Raw genomic sequence first — 25523 nt, 5'->3', positions numbered from 1 at the left:
TTCGGGAGGTGAACGACGGATGTTACGTTTAGGAGATATCGATTTTGCCAAAAAGCCTGTTGCGCCCCAACTGTTTCTGTGCAAGCCGAATAAAGAGGCCATATCCAAATTGGCGGAAGCGCATAATATCGTGTTTAATTTGAAGCTCGGCGCGCTTAATGAGCTTACATTCGATTTCCCTGCTTATTTGGACAAGCACCATATCGTGGCGCGCAACAAGAACTTTGAGCTGATTAAAGGAAGATATCTGATAAAGCTCGTTCTGGGCTCCTACGAAGAATATTTTATTGTGAACCAGATCGGGAAGCGGGCCGGCGACGACGGAGAGAGCGTGTCGGTATCGACCTTATCATTGGGATATGAGTTGAACGATAAAATCATTCGGGATTATAAGGCCGTGTCGAAGACCGCCACGGAGCTGATGAAGGATGTGCTGATCGAATCCATATGGCAAGTTGGTTACGTCGATTCCGAATTCGAGCTGAAGCGAAGAGGGCTTGAAGTATCGTCCAATACCGTGCTGGAGGTCATATTTGATATTGCCAAGACCTTTAACGCTGTAGTCGTATGGGATACGCTGCATAGAACCGTAAGCTTGAAAAAGCCGGATCTTATTGGGCTTGATAAAGGATTCTCGATTAAATACGGCAAATACTTAGAGTCCATCAACCAGGAGGATAATGCCGAAGAGATTGTAACGCGGTTGAAGATGTACGGCAAAGAAGACATAACGATTCGCGAAATCAATCCAACAGGCACGTCTTTTGTAGAAGACTTTCATTATTTCATTTATCCGTATAAGGAAGACCGAAACTATAGCCAACAATTTTATTACGGCCCTGACATGAAAGCGAACTGGAATCATCATGATGCGGAATGGAGCGTCCTTAATGGTAAGCTTATTTCCACCTCTAATCTCCAGCAGCTTTCTATGATCGTGAATTCCAGTGCATTCGGAAGCCAAAATTACAAACTATCTGCCACATTGAAAGCGACCGGCGGTGACAATGTCATGGGCTTCGTTGTCAGATACCAGGATGATCGCAATTATTACTGGATCGGTTGGGAGTCCGGCAAAATTCAAGGCGGTGTTGGATGGGGCAAGGAAAAGCTGCGGCTCTATAAACGGGAGAACGGGAACGATATTCTGCTTGCCTTAACGGATGCGATTGATGGCTGGAGCACGGATGTTCACTATCATATGGCAGTAGAGGTCTATAACGAAGCGATTAAAGTTTGGATCGATGACAGACTTGTCTTATCAGGCCATGATTCGGCATATTCGCAAGGCGCCTATGGCTTGATCAGCATGAATCAGCCCTTCGAAGTAGAGTACGTAGAGTTCAAGTCCAAAGAGCATACGGTGTTGTCCCATAGTGATTATATGACGGACGCGCTTTGTCATGGCCTGTTGGAATATGAGGATTTGCTGCAGGGGAACCGGGATGCTTTTGCCGAGTTGGTCGCCAAGCGCGAAGCGAACAATTCCATTCTACACATTAAAAATGAGGAATTGCACCAACTGAACACGCAATTGAAAATGCTGTTAGACGAGCGGGATACATTGAACACGCGGATCGCGAAACTGAGTGATGAGATCGATCATGCGGATAATACGTTCCAAGATTACACCTTGCTGCTGAGCGATCTGGATTCTCTCCAAAATGAATTGGATGCGAAGCTTATTGAAATCAAGGCCAAGGAATCCGAAATCAGCCGCAAAGAAGCGGAAGTAATCCAAATCGAACAACAGCATCAAGAAATCATGAACCATATTAATGCTTTGAAGCTGCGGCTCGATATTCGCAACAACTTTACGAAAGAGCTACTGAACGAACGAAATCAGTATGTCATTGAAAAAGAGTGGCAAAATTCCAATATCGAGGATCCGAACGATTTATTAAAAGAAGGAATGAAGGCTTTTGACGAGCTGAAGCAGCAAAAGATTACGCTAAAGGTTGATCTGGTCAATTTCCTGTCGATGGTGACGGAGCAACGGAATTGGGACAAATTAGGGCTCGGAGATACGATCGGTATCGAGCATGAGCGGATCAGCCTTCGCTACAAAGCGAAGATTACCGAGATTGAATACAATTTCGAAGATAAAGGCATCAATCTTACGATCAGCAACATGAAGGACATGTATGCCAACAAAGATAAATTTATTGAAATGCTGTACAAGTCCTATAATACGTCTACCCAAGTATCGATCGACTCGTGGAAATGGGATTTGTCCATGCAAAATAACGGCGCAATCAACGAGATTATTAACAACAGTTGGGATGCGAACAAAAACGCGATTATCGGGGCCAAAGACCAGGTGGTAGAGCTGTCGGACAGGGGCTTGATTATTCGGGATCCGAAGAACCCGCTTCATTATTTGGTTGGATTGAATTCGATGATCGCTATTACGAATGATGGCGGCAACACGTGGAAGCATGCTCTGACGGCTGATGGTATCGTTGGCGAGCGGATATACGGGAAAGTCATCATGGGCGTTAACTTGGCCATTGAGGATGAGAGCGGGGTTCTGAAGTTCCAGGGCTCCAAGGGAGAAATATTCGATCGGAACGGCAAGCTGGTCATGAAGCTGGGGCTCGTCGAAGAGAATCCGGATGCTTTCGGTCTTATGTCTTTCAACGATATTACGCGCGTCAAGGTAACGGACAAGGAAGGCTTCGTCATCGACAAAGCGAACAGCAAGCGGCCTGATGGATGGGAGAAGGTGATGTGGGCCGATCAACGCGACGGCACGCTATACACCCATGGCCTGGTTGCCGAGAACATCAAAGTGGTCAATGACATCGGGAAGACGATCATGGATGCGGAATCGAACTATTTCGATATCGGCGATTTTAAGACGATCGTTATGGATAATAAGCTGACTTCTCTTGAAAAGATGCAGATCATTACGGAATTGTACAAGCTGGAAGCGGGATATCATCGCATGCTGGAGCAAGCAGAGAAGTATAAGCGTTCCCAGCGCGATGACGATTTTGATATGGATGCCCAATTTTTCACGAAGGTGCCAAGCACTACGGATCTGTACTCAACGGAGCCGCTGACGCAAGCTTACCGGAAGCTTATCGCATATATGTCTCAATATATTAAAATTACTTCCATAGAGCCGCTGAACATCGCTATTCACGATCCATTGACCGAAAAAACGAGCGAAATCGCAGATCGTTCGGAATTTATTCTTGCTTTCAAGACGTATTATGACGAGGAAAAAAATCTGAGAAATAAAATTGAAGATGCGCAGTTCTACTCCGGATTGAATATGGGTAAATTCTACAACAATGTTGTGATTGGAGAATATGGATTCATTGCGCTCCGGAATGACGGCAAGTACCGGGCCGTCCTGAATGCGACCAATGGATTGGCCCTGCAAAAATGGGAGAAGAACAAATGGATCAATAAAGTATACGCGGCGGTAGGGAGCTCGGAGTATACGGATGGTACTTTGATTGCGGAGGATTTAGTGGCGAAGCGGCTGCGGATCGAGACGAAGGTCGGCAATGTGCTGCTGGATGCGGATGCCTTGAATCTTGATTTTACCGTACTGGATTCCATCATATTGGATGATGTGATTGTATCGACCGAGAAAATTACGCTCGCCAACCAGTTCAAAATCGTGACGAAGCAATATAATGAACTAAAATCGCAAATTAATCGGTATGCAATGACTATATATAATGACAGGGAATCTTCCTATGCGGAACTGGATGAGGCGCAAAGTAAGCTCGTAGCAGCCGGCAACGAGCTGGAGGATAGCTATAATCGATTAAAAAGTTATATGCAGCCGATTTTTGCAAACATGAACACGACGACGCATCTCATCCATGATCTCGGTTCAACGCGCACGGAGTTTCATGAGAAGTGGGAAAACTTCTATCAAGAATATGAATACGGCAGAGTCGTGCTGGCAGACTTCCTAGAGAAGAGCTCCTTGCAGCTAGGGAGAGACTACAATAATACGCTTATTGATGCGGAAAACGGTATTGTTGTAACTCGTGGCGATAATATGTATCGAACCATCTTGAACGCCACGGATGGCATCAAGATTGAGAAAAATATCGGCACGGGATCGAGTCCGAATTGGGATAAGCGATTCTATGTGGACACAGACGGCAAGCTATTGGCTGTCGAATTAAAGACAAAAGCTTTAAAAATCCTGGACGGCGAGCTTGGCGAGAAAATCATTCTGGATGCGGAGAAGGGCATTACGATCAATGGCGCCAACGGGGAAGTGATCCGCTTAAATGCTAACGAAGGCATTGCAATCGATGTAAAAGATAAGAAGCGGTTCTGGATTCATAAGGACGGTACGTTGCGCGCCAGAAAGCTGATTATTGAATCGGATGAAGGGAAAGAGCTGGTACTGGACAAGGAAACCTCCGGATACATTTCGAATCTCATGGTCAATAGCTTGAAGACGGCCGAGAAACCGGAGGGAGATCAGGACTATGTGTTTATTAAAGATAAGTTCATTAAGCTCCTTACGGGCGACACCTCAAATAAAGATGTTCAAAAATTCAAATTGCACTTGAATACAGATGAAAATGACAGTTATCCTGAAATGATCTGGGGGCAGGGAAGCGGAAAAGGAAATCAAGGGATCATAAAGAAAACGGCAGACGGATTCTTTTTTGAGGGTTCGACAGATATTGGTGATAAACGCATGATCCAGCTATTGAATCAACAACTTGATGCCATTGTCGTTCAAGCGGAGAAAGGGCAAATAAGAATTGAATCAGATATGGAGATTAAGTTAATATGTGGAAAGAGTTTCATATCTATAAAACCAGATAAAATTCAATTAAGCGCTGGTAGAATAGATTTAAACTAATGAGACCTAATATTGTCTCAATACAAACTATATGATAGTATGAACATAAATAAATATAATTTAAACACAGGTGATGAGACATGAAGAAGAGACTATCAAAACTGTTGTTTGTGGCAATATTATCAGCATGTATAATACCAAATCATTTATTTGCTCAGTCATCAAGTCGAGAGTACGCAGTAATAGAAATAGATAAAAAAGAGATAAATTTGACCAATAAAGCGTTCATAGAGAAAGGAATAACATATATTCCTTTTAAAGATTTATTTAATGAGTTAAATATGAAAGTAACCTACGATCCGAGCACGAAGGAAGTAGCCGGTAAGAACGAATTATTGAGCATGAAATTTACGATAGGGAAACCATCGGTATCCATTAACGGAGTAACGCAACAAGCGGATGCTTCAATTGTGGAAAATGGGGTTGTTTATGTACCGATCAATTACTTGAATAAAAAGGGAACAAAATTGTCTAGTGAAAAGCATCCCACGGTAAATATCATCACAATTGAAGGAAGAATGATTAGAAAAAAAATCCGTAATTTTACAGAATATTACTTCGGTGAAGGATACACAGATAAATTTTCCGAATTTGTTCCAGATGGACAAGGGAAAGAATATAAAAATGGAAATGTAAGAAAAGAGCCATACAACAAAGATGGAAAAACAGGATACTACAAAGATGGAAAATATGAAGGATGGTTCATTGAATATATTCCAAAAGGGCATACATCAGGCGCTGATTATAGATTAGGCGAATTTATTGACGGTAATATTAAGATAGCCTACTACTATAATGAAAATGGAGATTTGTTGTATACTAAGGATAATCATGATTAATAACTGTTGCATATTAACAGCAAGAACCACTGGAATCGTCTAGTGGTTCTTACTTTTGTAAAGTAAAAGGCACACAGAAAAGATAATCGAGAGTGCACTATAATAATAAAATGAACATAAATAAATATAAATTAAACACAGGTGATGAGACATGAAGAAGAGACTATCAAAACTGTTGCTTGTGGCAATACTATCAGCATGTATAATACCAAATCAATTATTTGCGCAATCCTCAAGCCGAGAGTATGCCGAAATAAATGTAGATGGAATAAACTTAAAACTATCAAATAAGGCGTTCATTGAAGACGGAGTAACCTATGTGCCATTCAAAGATCTATTTGATGAATTAAATATGAAAGTAACCTACGATCAGAATTCGAAAGAAGTAGCTGGCGAGAACAAATTGTTTAGCATGAAATTTACTATAGGGAAACCATCGGTCACCATTAACGGAGTAATGCAAAAAGCAGATGCATCCATTGTAGAAAATGGCGTTGCCTATGTACCTATTAATTACTTAAATAAAAAAGGAACACAGTTAAAAGTAGGTCAAAAGTATGCACACTCCAATATTATGAAGATCGAAGGAAGAATGATAAGAAAAAAAATCCATAATTCAACAGAATATTACTTAGGTGAAGGATACACGGATAACTTTTCCGAATTCGTCCCAGATGGACAAGGGAAAGAATATAAAAATGGAAATGTAAGCAAAGAGCCGTACAATAAAGACGGGAAAACTGGCTCTTACAAAGATGGAAAATATGTAGGATGGTTCATTGATTATATCCCGAAGGGGCATATATCAGGTGCAGATTATAGAATAGGAGAATATATCGACGGTAATATTAAGATAGGCTACTACTATAATGATAATGGAGATTTGTTATTTACTAAGGACTAAGTGTGATATTAATAACAAAATCTATGCATATTAACAGTAAGAACCACTGGAATCGTCTAGTGGTTCTTACTTTTGTAAAGTAAAAGGCATACAGAAAAAATAATCGAGAGTGCACTATAATGATAGTATGAACATAAATACAACTAGAAAACAGGTGATAACATGAAAAAAGTATTCGTTTCATTGTTGTTAGCGGCAATATTATCTGCCTCAGTCATGTCTGGAAAGATATACCCTGCACAAGCCGAACGAGAGCGTGCAGAGGTGTATTTGGATGGGAGAGAACTTAAACTATCAAGTGAGGCTTTTATAAAAAATGGTAGGACATATATGCCGTTTAAAGACCTATTCAATGAATTGAATATGAAAGTAGTCTACGAACCTACAACAAAGGAAGTTTCTGCTGAGAATGAATTGCTTATTATGAAATTTACCATAGGAAAACCATCTGTAACGATTAATGGAGTTACGCAAAAGGCGGATCCTTTAATAGTTGAAAACGGTGTAGCATATATACCAATTAGTTATCTCAACAAAGAAGGGACTAAACTTTCCGCGTGGAAGCATTCTGCTGTTAACGAAATAACAGTAGAAGGGCGAATGATTAGAAAGTTCATCAGAAATTCTACTGAGTACTATTATGGAGAAGGTTTCATCAAGAAGTATGGAAGATTTGTCCCAGACGGACAGGGGAAAGAATATAAAAATGGAAATGTAAGAAAAGAGCCATACAATAAAGATGGAAAAACAGGATATTACAAAGATGGAAAATATCAGGGATGGTTCATTGAATATATTCCAAAAGGGCATATATCAGGCGCTGATTATAGATTAGGAGAATTTATTGACGGTAATATTAAGATAGCCTACTACTATAATGAAAATGGAGATTTGTTGTATACAAAGGAATAAACGTGATATTTTCATATTAACAGTAAGATCCACTGGAAATCGTCTAGTGGTTCTTACTTTTGTAAAGTAAAATGCGCATAGGTAAATAACCGAGATAGCACCATAATGATACTATGAACATAAATACATTTATTTGAACACAGGTGATGAGACATGAAGAAGAGACTATCAAAACTGTTGTTTGTGGCATTATTATCAGCATGTATAATACCAAATCAATTATTTGCGCAATCTTCAAGCCGAGAGTCCGCCGAAATTACTATCGACGGAATAGACTTGAAACTGTCAAATAAGGCGTTCATTGAAGGTGGAGTAACCTATGTACCATTCAAGGATCTATTTGATGAATTAAATATGAAAGTAACCTACGATCAGAATACGAAAGAAGTATCCGGCGAGAACGAACTGTTGAACATGAAATTCATTATAGGAAAACCATCGGTTACCATTAATGGAGTTACGCAAAAAGCAGATGCGTCCATTGTGGAAAATGGCGTTGCCTATGTACCGATCAATTACTTAAATAAAAAAGGAACGCAGTTAAAAGCAAATAAAAGATTTACCCATGCAAACATTATTCAAATCGACGGAAGAATGATAAGGAAAAAAATGCATAATTCAACAGAATACTACTTAGGTGAAGGATACACGGATAAATTTTCTGTTTTCGTCCAAGACGGAAAAGGAAAAGAATACAAGAATGGTGTCGTGACGGCGGAGCCTTATACGAAGGATGGAGAAACAGGACGATATAAAGATGGAGAAAAGGAAGGATGGTTCATCTATTATATTGAAGAAGGACATATATCCAAAGCAGATTACATGATCGTAAAACTGCAAAATAGCAGAAATGTAGGAACGGGTTACTTCTATGCGAAGGATGGAACACTTCTCTATACGAGAGATTACGACAAATAATTTTCTGACTCAAAATTGTCAATATACATAGGATATTAGGAGCCACTGGATTTTTTCGGTGGTTCTTTCCTTGTAAAGTAAATGATGATTGTATTTACAATCTTCAAAAATGCGTGAAAAACCACTAGACTTGCCTAGTGGTTTTTTTGTGTGGGGTGATAAGATGGCTGGCATGGCTTATAAAGGGTCAAGGACGAATTCATCAGTTGCAAGTGATCACGTCGAAATCGAAGAACGGCATGACGATCATTATCATGATGGCACAACAAGCGCTACGATCGAGGGTACTCTAAATGGCGGTTCCTCGAATGTATATGTAAATGGACGACAAGCTGCATGTAATGGGGATCCTGTTACGGAGACGGAATCATACTCAATTCCAAGCGGTTGGTATTGGAAGTCCTCTGATGGCGGAGGAACGGGCTATGTAACAAGCGGCTCAAGCAACGTCTTCGTCAATGGAAGACAAGCAGCTTCGGCCGGTTCGTCTGTGGACACTCATGCGGGGACAACGACGTCCATCGCAGAAGGCAGCAGCAATGTTCATATCAATTGAAGGAGGTGAAAAAATATGCCGTACAGTCATTATGGGTACCTGGATCCGATACATATCGTATGGAGAAAGGGGACGAATGAAGATCCTTATATCGATAGGGCCGAATATTTGAAAGTGCTGAATCACAAGGTCATACTTTCTGAAATTCCGGATCGTTTTACGCGGGTGAAAATAGCTGGATTGATGGAGATCAACTATGAAGGAACACCGAAAAAGGCGATTAAGCCGAATGAATTCAGTGTCAATTATTCAACGGGCGTTATCGAATTTCATCCATCCCAAGAATCGAATGCCGTCAATGTATCCTACAAGGGAAGAGGATTCATCCAATATCCGTCTAGCCGGGTTTATCACCAAGACGAGATGAATGATGTTGTCGAGTCCCTTGCAACGATCATCGATCGCGCTAATGTGAAAATTAAGGATGTCAGTGCCAAAACAGAGGATTATGAAGAGCTCAGAGATGAATTGCTGCAGACGATCATTAAATCTGAAGTGGCCACTACAAACGCTAAAAAAAGTACTGAAGAATCAAAATCGGCAACAGACATGGCAAATGACGCATACGAGACAACACGACTCGTCTTTTTGCCATATGTAAAAACGTATCAACAAATTTTTAGCAATTATCCGCATCCGAAAATTGGTTGGACGGTTCAAGTATACGACTCCGGGATTCGCTACCGCTGGGACGGAAAGTCTTGGGTTCCAATCGATTTGCTAGGGGGCAATATTCCGTTAGCCAATAAAGGGGTTAATGGTCTCATGTCCAAGGAGGATTGGGCGAAGCTACATTCCTATGACGATCGACTTAAAGAGAGAGTCATTACTTTCGTGATTCCTCAGTTCCCGGATATCGGCGTCCAGCATATTCATGCTAGATTTCCCTTTAAAGGGGAGATTGTCAATGTTCGAGGAATGATTGGCAGTGTAGATTCGAAGGTGAGCACCGAGATCACGCTACAGAAGAGCAGAGATATGCTCAATTGGTCGGATGTACTCTCCAGAAATATTGTATTTCGCAAGGGAGAACACTTCGACGATGGATTGAGGAAAGTTGACGTCGCAAACGTGGCGAAAGACGATATTTTTCGCTTGGAAATTCTCCAGCTAGGCGGAGATGTCCAAGACATTACAATTGAGGTTATTGTAAAAATTACACAATAAGGGAGTTTGATTCAAATGGCAACAGCACCGATTATTAAATGGTATGATGTTAATCATGCAAGTGAAATTGTGGCACCCTTCGACTTTGGAGTGGTTGATGCAGGGGATTGGGGTCCAGCATTTACGTTCAATATTTGGAATAACCGAGGCGGGGCTACAGATGTATCCAAGATGGAAGACTGCCATATCACGACACGGGATATGGATGGCGGTACAGGTGACAAACAAGGGAAAATAGTAGAGGTTGTAAGAGATGATTGGTTCCATGCACAAGTTGATACATTGGCAGAGTCGGATCTCCAAGCAGACACATCCAAAATTGGCCGCTCAGGAAACAAGCCGATCGGTACTACGGAGCCTACCGTTAAGAATAACGCAGGTGCGACAATTACACCAGTAATACCTAGTGCCAAAGAGATTCTCGGAATAAATAATAACGGCAATCAAGTTGATTCAGGCGGTAACTTTGTAACTGTAACTTTGAGGGCACAGGTTCCGCTGGCTGCAAGTGCAGGCAAACAGAACTTTAAAATCCGCGTTTCCTATCGATTTGTATAAAGATTATTTAGGACGGGCTCGTAAGAGCCTGTCCTTTTTTCTTTATCTGGCAGGCAAATTATTGTGGAGGTATATGTAATGATTTTTACAACTAGTAATGGTACGCATCCGATTTTAAGTCAGGATTTTATCTGGGTGGCGGACTACTATGATGGGACACATTTATGTGAATACGATCTAGAAACCAAAGAATCGGATCCGTATCGCTTCTATAGAATTGATAGAATGAAACTTCTTCGTTTCGGCTTGATTGGCCATAGCTCCAAATTATTCTTCGAAGCGGCAAACGGAGTTTTTAATATTAACGGCGAAGAATTTAGAATTTCCTATGTGGAGAATGACAAAGAGTTTCTCTTGAATGGAAGATCACTGTTCTATAATGACATTATTTCTTATAAGGATGCGGTTAGTGAGGCGAATCCATTTCAAAAACAAACGGATTGTGGAATGTTTACGAACCGGATTACGCAATATAACTTCGGATATAAGAAGAAGTTGGATTTGGATGGGATTACATTCAACTTTCAAGCGATTGTATCCATTCCTTATCAGGATAAAGCGTATATGTCTCTTAAAATTGCTTCTGATCAGGAACTTGACGGCAAGATTGTAATTCAACGCAGAGGCATAGTTGTGGACGAGATTGAATCACCTTTGCAAAAGGGACATAGCACGAATATTACTTGGACATTGAAATAGGGAGATGAGAGATATGGCAGAACTAGTGTGGGGGACAAAAGACATTAGAGGCGATGTAAAAATCACGAAAGGCGCAAACGATACATTAACCTTTGATGTAGACGGCAACTCTTATTCTGTTACTTTGGACGAGGGCGTATATCATACCCTTCGCGAAAAACATTCCTCGGCGCTTGTTGAAGCTTTGAAGGAAAAAGTTGTGCAACAAACTATTCCTATCGAAGTGATGCTAGGTGGAGCGTTAAATGACGATGGGAAAGTAAATTATGTGGTCTTTGAACATAAGAGCGGTGGAGTAATTGACAACTTTGGAGGGACAATGAGGAACTTGATTTTTAATTAATTGAGGTGAATATACATGGCTACTCAAAATGATGGCGCAATCCATTTTAGCGGAATGTCTGGCGAGTATGTAGAGATGGGCGCTGCTGGACTTCCAACAGGCGATAAGCCAAGATCGATTGATTTTTGGATGAAACCAGAAGATAACGGTTCTAAATTGATGGTTCCTGTTCGATATGGTGATGACAGCCCGAACAGGAAGAAGGTAGAGATCATTATCAATCCGCTTAATAACGATCCGACTACGAGAGGTAAGATGGCAGTTGGTGTTGGCGGTGAGATGATTGCAACCAAAAATGAAGTCATTCAAACCTGGAACGATTGGTATCATATTGCTCTTACTTATACTGGCGGTGGTTTGACAAAGGGAATTACGCTTTATGTAAACGGCATGAAACAAGAGCTTGAACCAGTCGTTGGCTATGGAAATACGACTCCCCTTGAAACAACATCTACTCAGTTTAGATTTGGAGTTGACTACAAAGGGAAGTTGGACGAAGTAAGACTGTGGAACTTCGCGAGATTAGAGGCCCAAATTCGTGCAGATCGTTTTCAAGTGTTGACAGGTTCTGAAACAGGGTTAGTCGGTTACTGGAGATTTGAAAAGAGCAGCATTCAAAATGACGAAGTAAAGGACTACTCAAAGTCTAAAAACAATGGGAAGTCAGTTGGCAATGTTCGATTTGTTGATGGTGAGATTGCTTTACAGTCAGGGCAGAAGGTCGAAGAGATCGGCATGCCTATCAACCTCGAAAAAGGTGTGTTTAAAAACACTTTTGCTGATGAGGGTAAATTACAGTTGAAAAGGCTTTATGAAATTAAAGAGTCAGATGCTGCCGATTATAAAGGACAAGGAACAGAAGCAGATCCTTATTTGATTCGAGATGCGTTTGATTTTTTTTATATGCGGAAGAATCCGTTTGCTTGTTACAAGTTAACAAAAAATATTGACTTTAACATAGGTCCCTTCAAGGAAGGGAGATATTACGGCTTTGATTTTTATGGTGTTCTGGACGGAAATGGATATAAATTACTTAACTTTACACAAAAGATAGATAGGGTTTCTACAGGATTATTTACCTCCCTTAACGATAAATGTGTTGTGAAGAATTTATACATTGAAAATGTAGATATTGATGCCTATATTGTTGGACAAGGAATAATTACTCCTATATTTAATAAAGGTATTGTAGATCGAGTAGTAGTAACAGGGAATTTAAAATCAAAGCAAACAAGCAATGAAAATATCTTTTGTGGGGTATTTGGAAATATTGCAGGGGGAACAGCGACAAATATGTATATCAATGTAAATGTTGATATAACTGAAAACCAGAGTGGGAGATGTATAGGTATCCTTACAGGATTGTTTCGAGAGGGTTCATTAAATAACATAATCATCGAAGGGACTTTAGTAGGAAATAGAAAAAGTGACACAATAGCAGCGGTCGCCGGATACAGTTATGGCGGTAAAACAAGTGTTTATTACAACACGGATTACAATATATACAATCACCCAATAATCAATGGATCGTCTTTCGCTGGCACTGCAAAAACCGAAAAAGAATTGAAAGATGTAACTGTATTCAAAGATTGGGATGAAAGCGTTTGGTCTATTACAAACGGTATGATTCCAAAGCTTAATGGCTTTGAAAAACTTACTCATGCATTAGCCAAAAATGGCGAATGGGAGTCAGAAGTGATTGATTTGGTCGATAACTATACTGCATTTAAAAAGCTAGTAAGTATACAAGAAATTGTAGATGGAGCTAAGGTTACTATTCTCACAAAGACTTCAAATGACAATCGAATGTGGAGTCCATATGTAAAGCTTAGTGGAAACAGTACGATTGCTAGTCCAAAAGCAAGATATGTCAGAGTTAAAGTCATCATTCAAGCAGATAACAGCAGCCGAAAGGTTACGGAGGTTGAAGGATTTAACGGTATGATAGATTACGACAATACGGAATACGTAAAAATAAACAAGGGGCTTCTAACGGTAGATTATACGGAACAGCACGATTTGACTTTAGATGATAGCTATAAGGACAAGGGATATATAGTGTCAACAAAGATATATGCGAAAAATATAAAGAGGTTAGATCGAATAAGAGTGTATCCAAGATAAATAAAATTACAATTCAATTGAGAGGTGAAGGTGGATGGCCAAGCCTAAAACGTCCGGTGTAGAGCGAGACTTCATTCTAGAAATGGAGGTAGGGGATTACATTCCCATGAGAATTTATGAGTATTCAAACAATCCATTCGAGTTCACTGGCGGGGTAAGTCCATGGGGAGGTGCTGGAAGTGACTACTTGACGCTTCCAGAGATTGATTATAGCGGTGCAGAAATAAATAACGCACGAGGGATTTTTTATTTTATTAAGGCAGATGAAGGTCTTCTTATTGCGGATAGAGTGATTAAAACAATCATTTCCTACAATGAATTAAAGGAAAAAAAAGATAACAATTACATCCAAGGCAAAGCCATGACTATAAATGGAGTATACGGATATATGAGATGCCTAACAGGAGGAGTTAGTCAAATAAATGACAAAGGGATGTTAGAGAATGATACGAATAAGGCAATATTAGGCGCTTACCCGCATGATAATGAGTATGACAAGTATATTGTTACTTCCAATTTAAATGGAAAAATTGAGGCGTGTGATGATGATGTATGGCATCATTTTAAATATAAAACAATTACGCAGAGTACACATTATTTAGATCCTGCACAATGTGTTGCAAGAGGTGGGAATAACAATGGGGCAGGGTTTGAGCTTCAAGATGTAAGTAGAAGAGCATCAACTGGGAACAATAGAAATGGATTCAGACCAGTTTTTGATTTTAGACATCTTTACGAGGTGAATTAATATGTCTTTATCTTTGAATAATAATTTACAGACGCTTAAAGTGGGGGATTATTTTTGGTGTAATTCTTATACTACAGATGTTAGATTCGATAGTATTGCTGACGAGATTACGGTTCCAGACGGAAACAACCATTATAAAAACGAGATAAAGTATAGATGGGTGTTAAGTAATTTAGCTGTAAAAACAGATTACGAAGTAGAAACTAAGCAGATTAACAAGGATTGGACTGCTGCGGCTAACGGATATTTTAGATTTATTGTTGTTGATATAAAGAATAATGGAGATATTATCTGTATAGCTGATAGAAACATTTCTTATCGAACACCTTGGATAAATTATGACGCAAGGGGGGATAAAGGAGGGTTAATGCAAGTCGGCACATCCTATTATGAGCATGAGACTATTTTATACGAAAATATGTGTGTTGGCGGAACACCCATCTGGTCGTCTTGTCTGAATGGTAATATTGATCAGTACGGAGGCCAAAAGGCTTTTGGTGAAACAGCCGTAAAAGGTACATATTGGGCTACAGGACTATGCTTTGGAGATGCAAACTTTGATAAAGAATGGATAGGGTATCAATTTAAAGATCCAGTGTCAATTCAAAGAGTAAATATAGTATTCGAAAATAGATACTGGACAGAAGTATATAATTTAAAAAAGTTATATTTAGAATACTCGGATGATGGGAACGACTGGGGATTAGCTAAGGAGCTAGATATAAAAATCGGGACTAATGCCGCCAACATTTGGCATGTATTGAACTTCAATCATGAACACCCATATAAGCATCAATTTTGGAGAATGCGATTTGGACTCGCTAATACTAATCTGACCAAAGATCCACTTAAATTAAATTACTTGGAAATGTGCGAAATCGCAACACGTAAAACCAATGACAAGCTCAAAGACTTTAATCCGATAATAACGTCAATTACTTCTAATGCCAAAAAAGATGAGGGATTTATAGAATACAATGAGTGGGATAAGTATATCAATTCAGATTTGAATGGCGTAATGGACAAGATAGGAGACAATTCAGTTTGGAATTTGAAGTACCCATCCTTCACTAACACACCTGCACATGGAGCATCAGTAGGTGTGGTTATAAGAGGTGGAGGTAACGGAGATGCAAGCGTATTCGGAGTGGTTGACGCTAAAAAAAGATATGAGAATGATGTAGCAACTGGTGCAGGATTTAGACCTAAGCTAATTCTTAAGGCAAAGAGTAAAAGAGGCGAAAAACGTTATTTCTTCAATGTGAATGGGCAATATAAAACATACGATTTAGGAAGTGAACAAGTTCTTGAGCCTACGGGACTAATTGATGAATTCATAGATGATGGTTCTACGATGGCAAGTACACAGCACCAAATAAAGGTCACTGCCAGCAATGGAACAAATGTCTGGAAACTATTTAATAGCACTTCTGATTCTTGGGTGTCATCTGATGGTGAGACAGGAGTAGAAATTACAATTGATTTTGGAGAAGGGACTGAAAAGTCTATTGGTGGATATGTGATGAAATACAATTTTGGTGAAAACACACTTCCAGCAGCCAATGCAACTGTTAAACAAGACATATATTCGTCTCCAAGAGATTGGGATGTTTACGGTTCTTTGAAAGGTGATGATTGGACTTTAATCGAAAAGCGGCGCGGAGTTTATTGGAAACAAAACGAAGAAAAGACATTTACGTTAGGGAAAGATGTTAAGTACAGATTGTTCAAATTTGTATTCATCTCAAATAATAGTGATATTAAAAATATTGCTATACAATACCTCAATCTTCATCCGACAAAATATAAAAAAGTAAACCCATTTTGGAAATCGTTATCTACAACAATGCCTTCACAAAAGATTATTAAAAGTGAGGGCATATCTGATATGTCGATATTAGATAGAAAAAACAAGATTAATAAAATGGACGCAACGTTCAGCAATAATCTTGGTTCTGGAAGTATATATAAGTTGGAATTAGACTTCTCTAGATTACAGAGAATGTATAAATTGAATTTGCAATAAGGTAGGTGTCTGATAGTGCTTATAAAAAGAGTTAAGTTCAGTAATTTATCAACTAAAAGTTCAAGTGTAGTAAGCTTGCAAAGAATAAAGTTCTACAATAAAGAAGGAGTAAAAATTAATTTTGGAAAAGTCATTACAAATAGTAGTCATACAAGGTTTGAGACTGAATTTGCATATTTAGATTCAATGGGACGCTATGATGGGTCAATTTATGACGCATTACATGATGGGTATTTTCGAATGGATGTAGCGAAACATGACACTAGAAGCAACTTTCAAATCCTGTTTAAAGAACCTCAAGCTATAAGTAAATTTGAATTGGATACAGCCTCGTTATGGCTTATTCATACCAATATTAAAGCTGAATTTTACAATATAAAGAATGAACTGGTGAAAACTTACATTATAAATCTGAGTGACTATGAATTTAGCAACAAAGGGTCTCTTCGATTGACTACCATTCCAACACCAGAATTGGCGGTCGAACAAAGGTATTTCATTTTAAGCGAAAAAAAAGCGAATGGAGTGGCAAAAAGTTTTACTATAGAAAAGAAGGAAATTAGTGCAATTCCATTATTCTTTGATAAAGAATTTGATGAAGAAATTAACAGTATTGATGCATATAAAGAGTATTCAGCAGAATACCCAATAGAACATGTTTTTAAAAACAATAAAATAGACGACTTTGCCTGTGCTTATCAATCAGCTGATAGGAGCCATACGCTGTTTGCACACCCAAGCATTAAGGTTGACTTTAAAGAACCTAGATTAATTAACGCTGTTGAAATACAGTCATCAGGGGTAAAGAAAAATGCACATATCAGAATTGAAGGATATGACGAGATTTATAAAGAATGGAACCAACTAGCTGAATACAAAGCAGAACTTTTATGTAATTTCAGCAAAATTCGATTGGAATTTGATAATTCCGAATTTTATTTCTCATATAGGATCACATTTGTAGATCTATATAGCGAATATGTACTGATAAACGATATTAAACTGATTGAATATCAGTCGTTTCTTAAGGAGGTATCTATTTCTGCGCCAGAAGATTATAAAAGATACGGAATGAAAAGTGCTGAATACTATTGCACAAGTAATGTGCTTAAGAAGGTTGTTCAAAAAGATAAAACGAGATATGGTAGTGGAAATATATTTTCCAACTTGTTTGACAATAAAAATAAAGAAATAAAGAGCATCACAATTTGATTGTGATGCTCTTTTTGATGAGGTGTGAATATGTTTGTACCAATACTGCCGTTATTTAATGAAAAATATTATTCTAAATTAGGTTTTCAAATTGCTACTAGTGACTATTTTTATACTCCAAAATATGAATACAGCGAATATAACATGTGTGATGGAGACATGCATACCGCATGGGCAAATAGCACTTTTAAAAAAGTACATGCTAAATTCCAATTTCCAGAAGAATATATCCCCCGAAAGATATCAATGACCTCCTCTTCTGATGCGTCAAAGTCTCCCAAGAGCTTTAGGCTCTATGGGGTTCCTGACGATACACTGAATCTCATGAATACGTTTGGCTTGAAACAAGTGGATGAAGAGCCATCGTGGATTGGTTGTACTTTATTGCTAGATGTAAAAAATGAAACATGGAGAGAACAAGAAAGAAAAGAGTGGACTTTTAAAAATGACAAAAAGTTTAAAGCTCTCATCTTTTATATGTATGAAAAGCAGGGCGACTGGAATGGCAAATCAGAATATTCAATTGCAGAATTTCAGTGCTATGAATACATAGAAAATGAACGGAGTCTAATTAAGCGGAAAGTCGATGGTAAGCATGTAGGTATTACAAAACGAATTAAAACTCCATTCGTGGGTTTCAGTTTCGACGATATTAATGAGAAACGAAATCGATTCAAGCTTGTACCTAGTAGTCGTGGTTCGTTATCTATATATGGGATCTTCCATCTTTATTTACGAAATGGAGGGGCTATCTTATTTGGTGATGATTATTATGGTGGAAAGTTATACATGGAGTTCATCAAAGATGGAGATTATGATTTCAATGTTGGATTAGTTGCTAAACATGCTGAAAATTATGTTGCAACGGGAATAAATAATATACTATTTAATTTTTATGGCAAGGATCTATACGTTTACGGAGCAGAGAGAATTGGTGAGAAAACTATGATTGCACCTAACTCAGTATATGGTGTTCGAAGAGTTGGAATAGCAATGGATTTAGATAACAACATTTTCGAAGTTATTGTCGATGGGAAGAGTATGGGGAAAGTAAAAGTAAGAGAGTTGCCAAAACCGGTTATACCAATTTTTTGTGGCGGGGCTACGTCTAATAAGCTTCTTACAGAGGCAAAATTTATGCCTAGAGGGTTTAAGAATATCGTTTCCAAAATGGAATATGAAAATGTTATAGCAGTACTTCCCGAAAAAGTATCCGTTAATGATTACATGCTATATGGTATGCAAAAAGGGCAAAAAATAGAATTCGACAAGCCCTATATCAAAGAGTTTGTTTGGAGTAAAAAAGATGAAGCGTTGGGAGAAGGAAGAGCTTTTAGTTATCCGTTTAAAGCAACAGAAAATATACAAAAAATCAAGTTAGATGAGGTGGAATAAATGAAGCAAGAAGTTTATTCGCATGGATTCAATCACCCTGTAAAAGTATACACAACCACCACTGAGACAGAAATGTACTTTCTCCAAGTCCCAATTAATGAGTTGTCTTTATGCAGATTGAAATCAATTAAATTTAGAGGATTACCAAACATCCAAACAAAAATGAAAATTGCTATCCTGCAAGAGACAAATAGGTACAGAGAATATAAAACTCTCTTAGCTAGAGAGCTGATTAATGACGGCAAATATGGGGATGACATTTATTATTTTGAGGGCATTGATATTACCTGTCCTAAAGAAACGTTTCTAGCAATCATCTTCGATCAAAACACTAAAGTTCCAGCTGAAGGCGGTTGGTATAGAACTTATGTTCCTTGGGTGTACTCAAGATGCCTCAAAGTAAATTATGAAACAATCGCGGATGGTAGTGTTATTGATATTTATAATTATCCAGCTAATGCAACATGGGAAATGCACTACCCGATTGAATTCGAAATTGAAACATACGAAACAAAAGCCGAAAAAATTTTATTCATGGATGAATCGGGTGAATATAAAAGATACCAATTACCAAAATATATTGATCTAACTAAAGCTGAAAAAAATAGCAAACATATTTATTGTAGTGACACACATATAAATCACCCTAATTCTTTGTGGAAAGTTTTTAACAATGAGGTCGATTCTGGTTGGGTGAGTGTAAATGGTCAAAACCAAATGCGATTCATTACATATGATTTTGGAGTACCTACAACCATAGATAGACTTGAGCTTGAAGCGTTACGAATTGCGGATAGTGTCAATTTTGGAATCCAGTATTGGACGATTCTTGGCTCAAACGATAACAACAACTGGACACAGATTTACAAATGTGATGACAACTCAGTGGATGTAAATCGAGATGGATACAATTATTCAAATGGTAGTCACATTAGATATGTAGATTTCAAAAAAGTAAAACCAACATTTCAATTCTACAAAATTGAGTTTGGTGATGGCTATCATAAAGCAGCACCATATGAATATTCAGTTGGTGTTAAACGAATTGGGTTGATGAAATTTGTCGAAGAAGGTTGGGAGACAATCAGGAGGGATATAACAGACAAGGACTTCATAACATATGGAATGTCTAAAAGTGAAGTAGAAGCCCTGACAGCAGCGGAATTAAGTCAGTTAGATGGTGACTTTGAAGTGAAAATATTCACTGAGATTCCTCAAAGTCAGCCAGTCTTAATCAAAGAGATGGAAAAAGGAAAATATCTTTCAAATCTTGTTGGTGATGAATTTGAAATCTTGAAGTACACAGAAAGTCCTTTAGCGGAAGAGGTTGAGTTCATTGTTGAGGATAATGAAAAGAAATCATTAGCTGATTATTTTGAAAATAATGTTGAATTAAGTATCTATTCTGAGGATGGGAAGCCAGAAGTTGAGTTGGGTACAGAGTACTCCCCAATAGATGATTATCAAGGGAATGACATTGAAGTGCTTGAGTATAGTGATGTTAACCCTATTGCAGAAAAAATAGAAGAAAAGCAGTTCGCAAATGACACCTCTGAAAAGGTGGATAGTTTGCATATAGACAGCTTAGAAATAGATTTGAAGAATACAAGGGAGTTATTTAGGTAAACACATAGGGGTGTGATTAAAGATGGGAAAAGGATTATATGCATACAGCTTTGATGGGATTAAAGGGAATATTAGGACCGTAATGCCCGAAAAATGTCGCGGTATTACGAGAATAAAGGACGAGGTGTTTATTTCTCCTAACGATAAGAAAAATTACGTGTATGTGTTGGACTTTTATTCCTTGACTATAAAAAGAAAGCTCCAACTGATGAATCCTCTATGGGGAAGCGGTCTTGGCACGGATGGTAGGAAGCTTTTTGTCAGATTGTCTGATGATCCATACATGATAAAAGAAGTTGATATCCACACAGGCGAAACACTAAATGCACTAGTGAAGCCAGGAGTCAACATTCTGGATAATGGAGCATCTTCATTTCATATTGATGAAAAACGCAACCTATTATATATGGCAGACTATAAAAAAAGCATCTATTGTTTCGATGCAACAACAGGTAAGCAATTAGCTGTTGTTACATTAGCTACAGATGGTAATCCATTAGGAGTTACAATAACAAATGAATTTTTTATTGTTTCTGTATACAGGGGAAGTTCTCCGGCACATATTTATTATGCCAAAATACCGGACTATGAGAATTTTGGGGCTGAAGAGTTCTCCAAATTGAAATTTACTTTTTACAATTATGAATCAGTTATTTTAGGTTGTTGTTCGATTGGCTCTTACATGTTATTCACAAAAGATAATGCTAATATAGCATATTTAGATTTAGAAAAGGTAGTTGGGAAAGAGGCAAGCAACGAGAGATTTCTAATCCATCATGACAACAAGTATAAAACATTTGACTTGTTCGAAAAAACGAAAAAACTTACAAGTTTAGTACCTGTCATGACAACAAACAACTCTAATGGCATTGCAGCATCAAGTCCCCATGAGGGTGCATATGAAGCATTTCGCGTATTTGACGGATTAGACAATACAGCATGGGTTACGGCAAAAACTCAGGTAAGGTCATGGTTGTCTTATGAATTTATTAGCCCAACTTTATTTAATACCTACGCATTGAAATCCAGAGAAGAGAACGTAGGCGAGTCACCAAGAGCATGGGATCTGGAGGCTTGGAATGGTTCGAGATGGATAACGCTGGATAAACGCAGAAACGAAGTGAATTGGAATAAAGACGAAGTTCGAACCTATCATTTTCCAAATACGAACCAATATAAAAAAATCAGATGGAGATTTTATGAGAACAATGGGGCTGTGCTTGGAGTCGCTTTAAGGAAAATTAACCTCTTCCATCTAAGCGACAGTGGGTGGATCGAACTTTCAAAGCCAACTAATACTGAGTATGTATATAAACATGGAATAAGTGATCTAAACCAGATTAAGAAGGGAGATTGGAGTTTGCTCTCTGCCATTAACCCGAAGGTTAAACTGCTGAGATATACGCACGATTTACTTTCCGATATGTCCGAAGACAACAACAAGCTTTATGTTGCAAAGAATGCGTCAAGAAGTGTTGTGAGATCTCAATTCACACCACTGAGTCAAATTTCTATTCCTTTAGGTAACATATCAATAAACGAAGATGTTGAAAAGTTCTCAATAGAGCTAACTAAAGATTACAAAGACAACATTCGATTATTTGTATCATTCGACAACGGCATGAAATGGGAGTCCTTTAATCAAGGTGAATGGAAGAATCTCGATATCACAGATGAGAATGATATGAAGAGAAATGGCATGCGAACTTGGGATTTTGAATCTCTAAGAACTGAGGATTTCAAAGCTAAGGCTATTTATGGGTTTATTAAAATTGGGTTCATGTTCGATACTAAGCTTAACGAAAAAGGATCTGTGGATATAGATAGCATTAAAGCCAGCATAAACACTTACATGAAAGGTGCGCGTGTTAGCGACTTAGCCCTGTATATCTTAAATACAACTTCAACCATTAACCTTTCATTTATCGGAAACAAGCTATCAGGCACATTGAGTGACTACGATTTGGGACTTGTTCAATATCGTGTATTCCTCAATGATAAACCCTATTATCCGCTCTCAGGCGAGTTTACGAATCTACATGGTTCTCCAGAGGGAATTGCCCTGAATATTAAAAACACGGAAGTCAAAATTGGTGAAAAGAACACGCTTATTGTAGAGTTTAAGGATTATTGGGGCAGTGTAGACTCATGGACGACTCACTTTATCGGAACCTATGCAGGATTGATGTTTAGCGACAACTTAGGAAAGTACTACACAACAGATATCGGAGAAATCCTGAAATACTGGAATGCGGGCACGCTCGTTGCAGGACAGATCTCTTATGAAAATAAGATTACACTAACGAACATGTATGGCCACAAGGTTACGAATATTGAGGTGAAGGGAATTAATGCTGATTTACCTAACGGAGTTAGAATCGAATTATCGAAGGAGCAATTCCCATTCACGCCAGAAGAAGTGCTGAATTGGAATACAATACTAGACTACAATCAATCCGTGGAGTTCTTTGCCAGATTGGCCACTGAGCTGACAGCTAATTCGGTTCCGAGCGGAAAATTTGAAATTAGAGCGCGGGCTCAAAAAATCTAGTCCAATACAATGGAGTGATGGTAGGTGCAGGAGGAAGTTTATGATTTTAATGCGAACCTTTGGGTAGGTTATGCGCATGATGATGTAGAATCAAGCATGTATGTTAGACATTACGATGAACCAATCAATACAATGGCCGGCAAATATGTACTGTATACAGGCAAGAGCTCAGATATAGATTCCTATATGTTTGTATATAAGAAAGCCTATAGTGATTTGAACTCTTCTCTCATAGTCCGCGTACAAAACAAGTCAGAGTTAGATTCATTTGCGATGATCATGTATAAGGGGATCAGTGATAAGGAATCCACAATTGAGGCGATTGCCGGAAGTTTCGTGGAAAGTGTCATCGAAGTAGCGCCCAACAATCGAATGTATGGAGATTATGAACTGTTTGAGGCGCCTAGAATTATTCAAGAGATAGCACCTGTAAAAGATGCTTTTACGAGAGATAGTGTAAGGTATCAGTCGCAGAACTGGGGCACTGAAAAACAAATGTTTGTTGGTAGGGATACGAGGGACTATGCAAATATTGAAAACTTCGAATCCTTTATTGAATTTGATTTGCATGCTTTAGGTAAAGAAAAACTAATTGAAAAGGCTACGTTAAGATTATATTGTGCTGATGATAAAGTGGAAGGCATGGATCTCGAATTTACGACAAATAAAGAGTTCTGGAATGAAATCGGTATCACAGCAGCAAATGCTCCAATGCCCCTGGGTCTGATAACAAACAAGTTCCTTTACAATAAACAAGAGCGATACATCGAAGTAGACATGACTGATATTGTACTAAAATGGTATCGCGACGAACAACCGAATTATGGTATAGGCATCAGATCGCAAGCAAACTCGTATGTAACATTTTTCACTAGGGAGTTAGGGTATAAGCAGCCGAAACTATTTGTCCAATATATTGATTTATCTAAATCTTATACGGCAACTAGATACTTGCTTGATGCTGAGATGTTTGTCATTGGACGTGGTTTTGCCGACCTGGATGCTAGGATCAACGTTAATAGCAATATCGGTTTTAGTTGGATGGATTCTTCCCTATATGTACACCGGGCGGATGTACCGATGCTTATGGACTATGACGCTGATATCTATGTATCAAGACCGGAGCTCCATTCTTCTATGTTTGTATATAAGACGGCTAAAAGCTATCGAGATGCAAGCTTAACGGTAAGATCGTTACTGCAATCTTCTGACGTAAAGACTCAAATAGATGCGACTAGACCTGAGCTCCAATCTGAAATGATTGTCGATAAAAATGCATTTCTCCAAGCGACATTACAGACCAGAGCCTTTGTTGAGGATGATCCACGGGCAAATATAGAATCGCAAATGGAGTCCAACAAACCTGAACTTGGTTCAGTAATGGAAGTGTTTAGCTACAACGACTCATTTGAAGGAATCATTCAGGCAAAACCTTTAGTGAATGATGATGTTTCAGCATTTATAAGTGTACCGACGCCGGAACAATATGACGATAAATCTTCCGTAATGTGGAGCAACAGACCAGAGCTTCATTCAGAGATGCTTATCTATATTAAGGGCGATAGTGATTTAGAGAGTTATATGGAAGTTTATGAGCATGAGGATATCGAGACAAGCATAGCTTCAAGCAGCCCTGAATTGGTTGCAACCGTATTAGCTCAAATCGTGACTAATCTTAATTCCAGCATTGATGTTAGAGGTCATTCCATAATCGATTCAGTCCTTACAGTAAATGTGTACAAGGATATAGATGCCACAATCGATATCAAAGCAATCCATGAAGTTGAGGCTGAGATGACGAGCAGCAGACCAGAGCTGTTCGGGTACCTATTTAGAAGATATCAAGCGGACGAAGATCTTGTGTCTCAGACTACTTGTCGTCAAAGGGATGTTAATGATTTGCATGCAAGGTTTGGCATTAGATCTCAAACAGGTGGGGCCTATTATTTCATTATCTAAAATGAAGAAGTAGTAACTTAAAACGATAAAGAGGAGGTTTCGAACCTCCTCTTTTTTATGTTCTCTTGATGAATTTCTAGGGTCCTTATCACTTTATAAATTAGAAAGATAAACGATGCATTAAGCAAGAGGGTGGT

General features: G+C 38.5%; 18 protein-coding genes. All 18 read left to right on the top strand.

The window, feature by feature from the left end; all coding sequences use genetic code 11:
• The first annotated feature begins 19 nt into the window (after nt 1–19).
• The 18 genes from PBN151_RS01130 to PBN151_RS01045 all read left to right on the top strand — a co-directional run bounded on the left by PBN151_RS01130 (nt 20) and on the right by PBN151_RS01045 (nt 25386).
• Entirely contained in the window at nt 20–4849 is a 4830-nt protein-coding gene (locus PBN151_RS01130) for a phage tail spike protein (RefSeq protein WP_072727322.1), read from the top strand.
• Nucleotides 4850–4929: 80 nt separating this feature from the next.
• A complete protein-coding gene (locus PBN151_RS01125; protein WP_072727321.1) occupies nt 4930–5688 on the top strand; it encodes a stalk domain-containing protein in 759 nt (252 codons plus the stop codon).
• 151 nt (nt 5689–5839) lie between these two features.
• Complete coding sequence (locus PBN151_RS01120; RefSeq protein WP_072727320.1) at nt 5840–6592, top strand: stalk domain-containing protein; 753 nt, start codon at nt 5840–5842, stop codon at nt 6590–6592.
• 162 nt (nt 6593–6754) lie between these two features.
• Nucleotides 6755–7504: a copper amine oxidase N-terminal domain-containing protein gene (locus PBN151_RS01115; RefSeq protein ID WP_072727319.1), complete on the top strand. Its 750-nt coding sequence runs from the start codon at nt 6755–6757 to the stop codon at nt 7502–7504.
• Nucleotides 7505–7687: 183 nt separating this feature from the next.
• Complete coding sequence (locus tag PBN151_RS01110; RefSeq protein WP_227774265.1) at nt 7688–8422, top strand: copper amine oxidase N-terminal domain-containing protein; 735 nt, start codon at nt 7688–7690, stop codon at nt 8420–8422.
• Nucleotides 8423–8531: 109 nt separating this feature from the next.
• Nucleotides 8532–8978: a PAAR domain-containing protein gene (locus tag PBN151_RS30190; RefSeq protein ID WP_083544764.1), complete on the top strand. Its 447-nt coding sequence runs from the start codon at nt 8532–8534 to the stop codon at nt 8976–8978.
• Nucleotides 8979–8993: 15 nt separating this feature from the next.
• Nucleotides 8994–10145: a hypothetical protein gene (locus PBN151_RS01100; RefSeq protein WP_072727317.1), complete on the top strand. Its 1152-nt coding sequence runs from the start codon at nt 8994–8996 to the stop codon at nt 10143–10145.
• Between the two features lie 15 nt (nt 10146–10160).
• Complete coding sequence (locus PBN151_RS01095; protein ID WP_072727316.1) at nt 10161–10703, top strand: hypothetical protein; 543 nt, start codon at nt 10161–10163, stop codon at nt 10701–10703.
• Between the two features lie 78 nt (nt 10704–10781).
• Nucleotides 10782–11402 carry a hypothetical protein gene (locus PBN151_RS01090; protein WP_072727315.1) on the top strand — a complete coding sequence of 207 codons (621 nt, stop codon included), beginning with the start codon at nt 10782–10784 and terminating at the stop codon, nt 11400–11402.
• Nucleotides 11403–11415: 13 nt separating this feature from the next.
• Nucleotides 11416–11745 (top strand): hypothetical protein, encoded by a 330-nt coding sequence (locus PBN151_RS01085; protein ID WP_072727314.1) that lies wholly within the window; start codon nt 11416–11418, stop codon nt 11743–11745.
• A 15-nt stretch (nt 11746–11760) separates the two neighbouring features.
• Nucleotides 11761–13869 carry a LamG domain-containing protein gene (locus PBN151_RS01080; protein ID WP_072727313.1) on the top strand — a complete coding sequence of 703 codons (2109 nt, stop codon included), beginning with the start codon at nt 11761–11763 and terminating at the stop codon, nt 13867–13869.
• A 34-nt stretch (nt 13870–13903) separates the two neighbouring features.
• Entirely contained in the window at nt 13904–14617 is a 714-nt protein-coding gene (locus tag PBN151_RS01075; protein WP_072727312.1) for a hypothetical protein, read from the top strand.
• 1 nt (nt 14618) lies between these two features.
• Nucleotides 14619–16643 carry a discoidin domain-containing protein gene (locus PBN151_RS01070; protein WP_072727311.1) on the top strand — a complete coding sequence of 675 codons (2025 nt, stop codon included), beginning with the start codon at nt 14619–14621 and terminating at the stop codon, nt 16641–16643.
• A 15-nt stretch (nt 16644–16658) separates the two neighbouring features.
• The gene (locus PBN151_RS01065) at nt 16659–17855 is read left to right on the top strand and encodes a hypothetical protein (RefSeq protein WP_072727310.1); all 1197 of its coding nucleotides are present in this window, start codon (nt 16659–16661) and stop codon (nt 17853–17855) included.
• 30 nt (nt 17856–17885) lie between these two features.
• Nucleotides 17886–19250 carry a hypothetical protein gene (locus PBN151_RS01060; RefSeq protein ID WP_072727309.1) on the top strand — a complete coding sequence of 455 codons (1365 nt, stop codon included), beginning with the start codon at nt 17886–17888 and terminating at the stop codon, nt 19248–19250.
• Nucleotides 19251–20876 carry a discoidin domain-containing protein gene (locus tag PBN151_RS01055; RefSeq protein ID WP_072727308.1) on the top strand — a complete coding sequence of 542 codons (1626 nt, stop codon included), beginning with the start codon at nt 19251–19253 and terminating at the stop codon, nt 20874–20876.
• Between the two features lie 22 nt (nt 20877–20898).
• Nucleotides 20899–23427: a discoidin domain-containing protein gene (locus PBN151_RS01050; RefSeq protein WP_072727307.1), complete on the top strand. Its 2529-nt coding sequence runs from the start codon at nt 20899–20901 to the stop codon at nt 23425–23427.
• A 24-nt stretch (nt 23428–23451) separates the two neighbouring features.
• On the top strand, nt 23452–25386 hold the full coding sequence (locus PBN151_RS01045; protein WP_072727306.1) for a CBM96 family carbohydrate-binding protein: 1935 nt from the start codon (nt 23452–23454) through the stop codon (nt 25384–25386).
• Nucleotides 25387–25523 lie beyond the last annotated feature (137 nt).

It is taken from the genome of Paenibacillus sp. NAIST15-1 (assembly GCF_001894745.1).
Lineage (GTDB): Bacteria > Bacillota > Bacilli > Paenibacillales > Paenibacillaceae > Paenibacillus_B > Paenibacillus_B suaedae.
The sequence above is the reverse complement of the archived record's forward strand: the minus strand, read 5'-3'. Positions and strand labels throughout refer to the sequence as shown.

Bases quoted from the DNA above. Each gene is read 5' to 3' on its own strand.
- PBN151_RS01130 (WP_072727322.1), top strand. From the start codon at position 20: ATGTTACGTTTAGGAGATATCGATTTTGCCAAAAAGCCTGTTGCGCCC.
- PBN151_RS01125 (WP_072727321.1), top strand. From the start codon at position 4,930: ATGAAGAAGAGACTATCAAAACTGTTGTTTGTGGCAATATTATCAGCA.
- PBN151_RS01120 (WP_072727320.1), top strand. From the start codon at position 5,840: ATGAAGAAGAGACTATCAAAACTGTTGCTTGTGGCAATACTATCAGCA.
- PBN151_RS01115 (WP_072727319.1), top strand. From the start codon at position 6,755: ATGAAAAAAGTATTCGTTTCATTGTTGTTAGCGGCAATATTATCTGCC.
- PBN151_RS30190 (WP_083544764.1), top strand. From the start codon at position 8,532: ATGCGTGAAAAACCACTAGACTTGCCTAGTGGTTTTTTTGTGTGGGGT.
- PBN151_RS01100 (WP_072727317.1), top strand. From the start codon at position 8,994: ATGCCGTACAGTCATTATGGGTACCTGGATCCGATACATATCGTATGG.
- PBN151_RS01095 (WP_072727316.1), top strand. From the start codon at position 10,161: ATGGCAACAGCACCGATTATTAAATGGTATGATGTTAATCATGCAAGT.
- PBN151_RS01090 (WP_072727315.1), top strand. From the start codon at position 10,782: ATGATTTTTACAACTAGTAATGGTACGCATCCGATTTTAAGTCAGGAT.
- PBN151_RS01085 (WP_072727314.1), top strand. From the start codon at position 11,416: ATGGCAGAACTAGTGTGGGGGACAAAAGACATTAGAGGCGATGTAAAA.
- PBN151_RS01080 (WP_072727313.1), top strand. From the start codon at position 11,761: ATGGCTACTCAAAATGATGGCGCAATCCATTTTAGCGGAATGTCTGGC.
- PBN151_RS01075 (WP_072727312.1), top strand. From the start codon at position 13,904: ATGGCCAAGCCTAAAACGTCCGGTGTAGAGCGAGACTTCATTCTAGAA.
- PBN151_RS01070 (WP_072727311.1), top strand. From the start codon at position 14,619: ATGTCTTTATCTTTGAATAATAATTTACAGACGCTTAAAGTGGGGGAT.
- PBN151_RS01060 (WP_072727309.1), top strand. From the start codon at position 17,886: ATGTTTGTACCAATACTGCCGTTATTTAATGAAAAATATTATTCTAAA.
- PBN151_RS01055 (WP_072727308.1), top strand. From the start codon at position 19,251: ATGAAGCAAGAAGTTTATTCGCATGGATTCAATCACCCTGTAAAAGTA.
- PBN151_RS01050 (WP_072727307.1), top strand. From the start codon at position 20,899: ATGGGAAAAGGATTATATGCATACAGCTTTGATGGGATTAAAGGGAAT.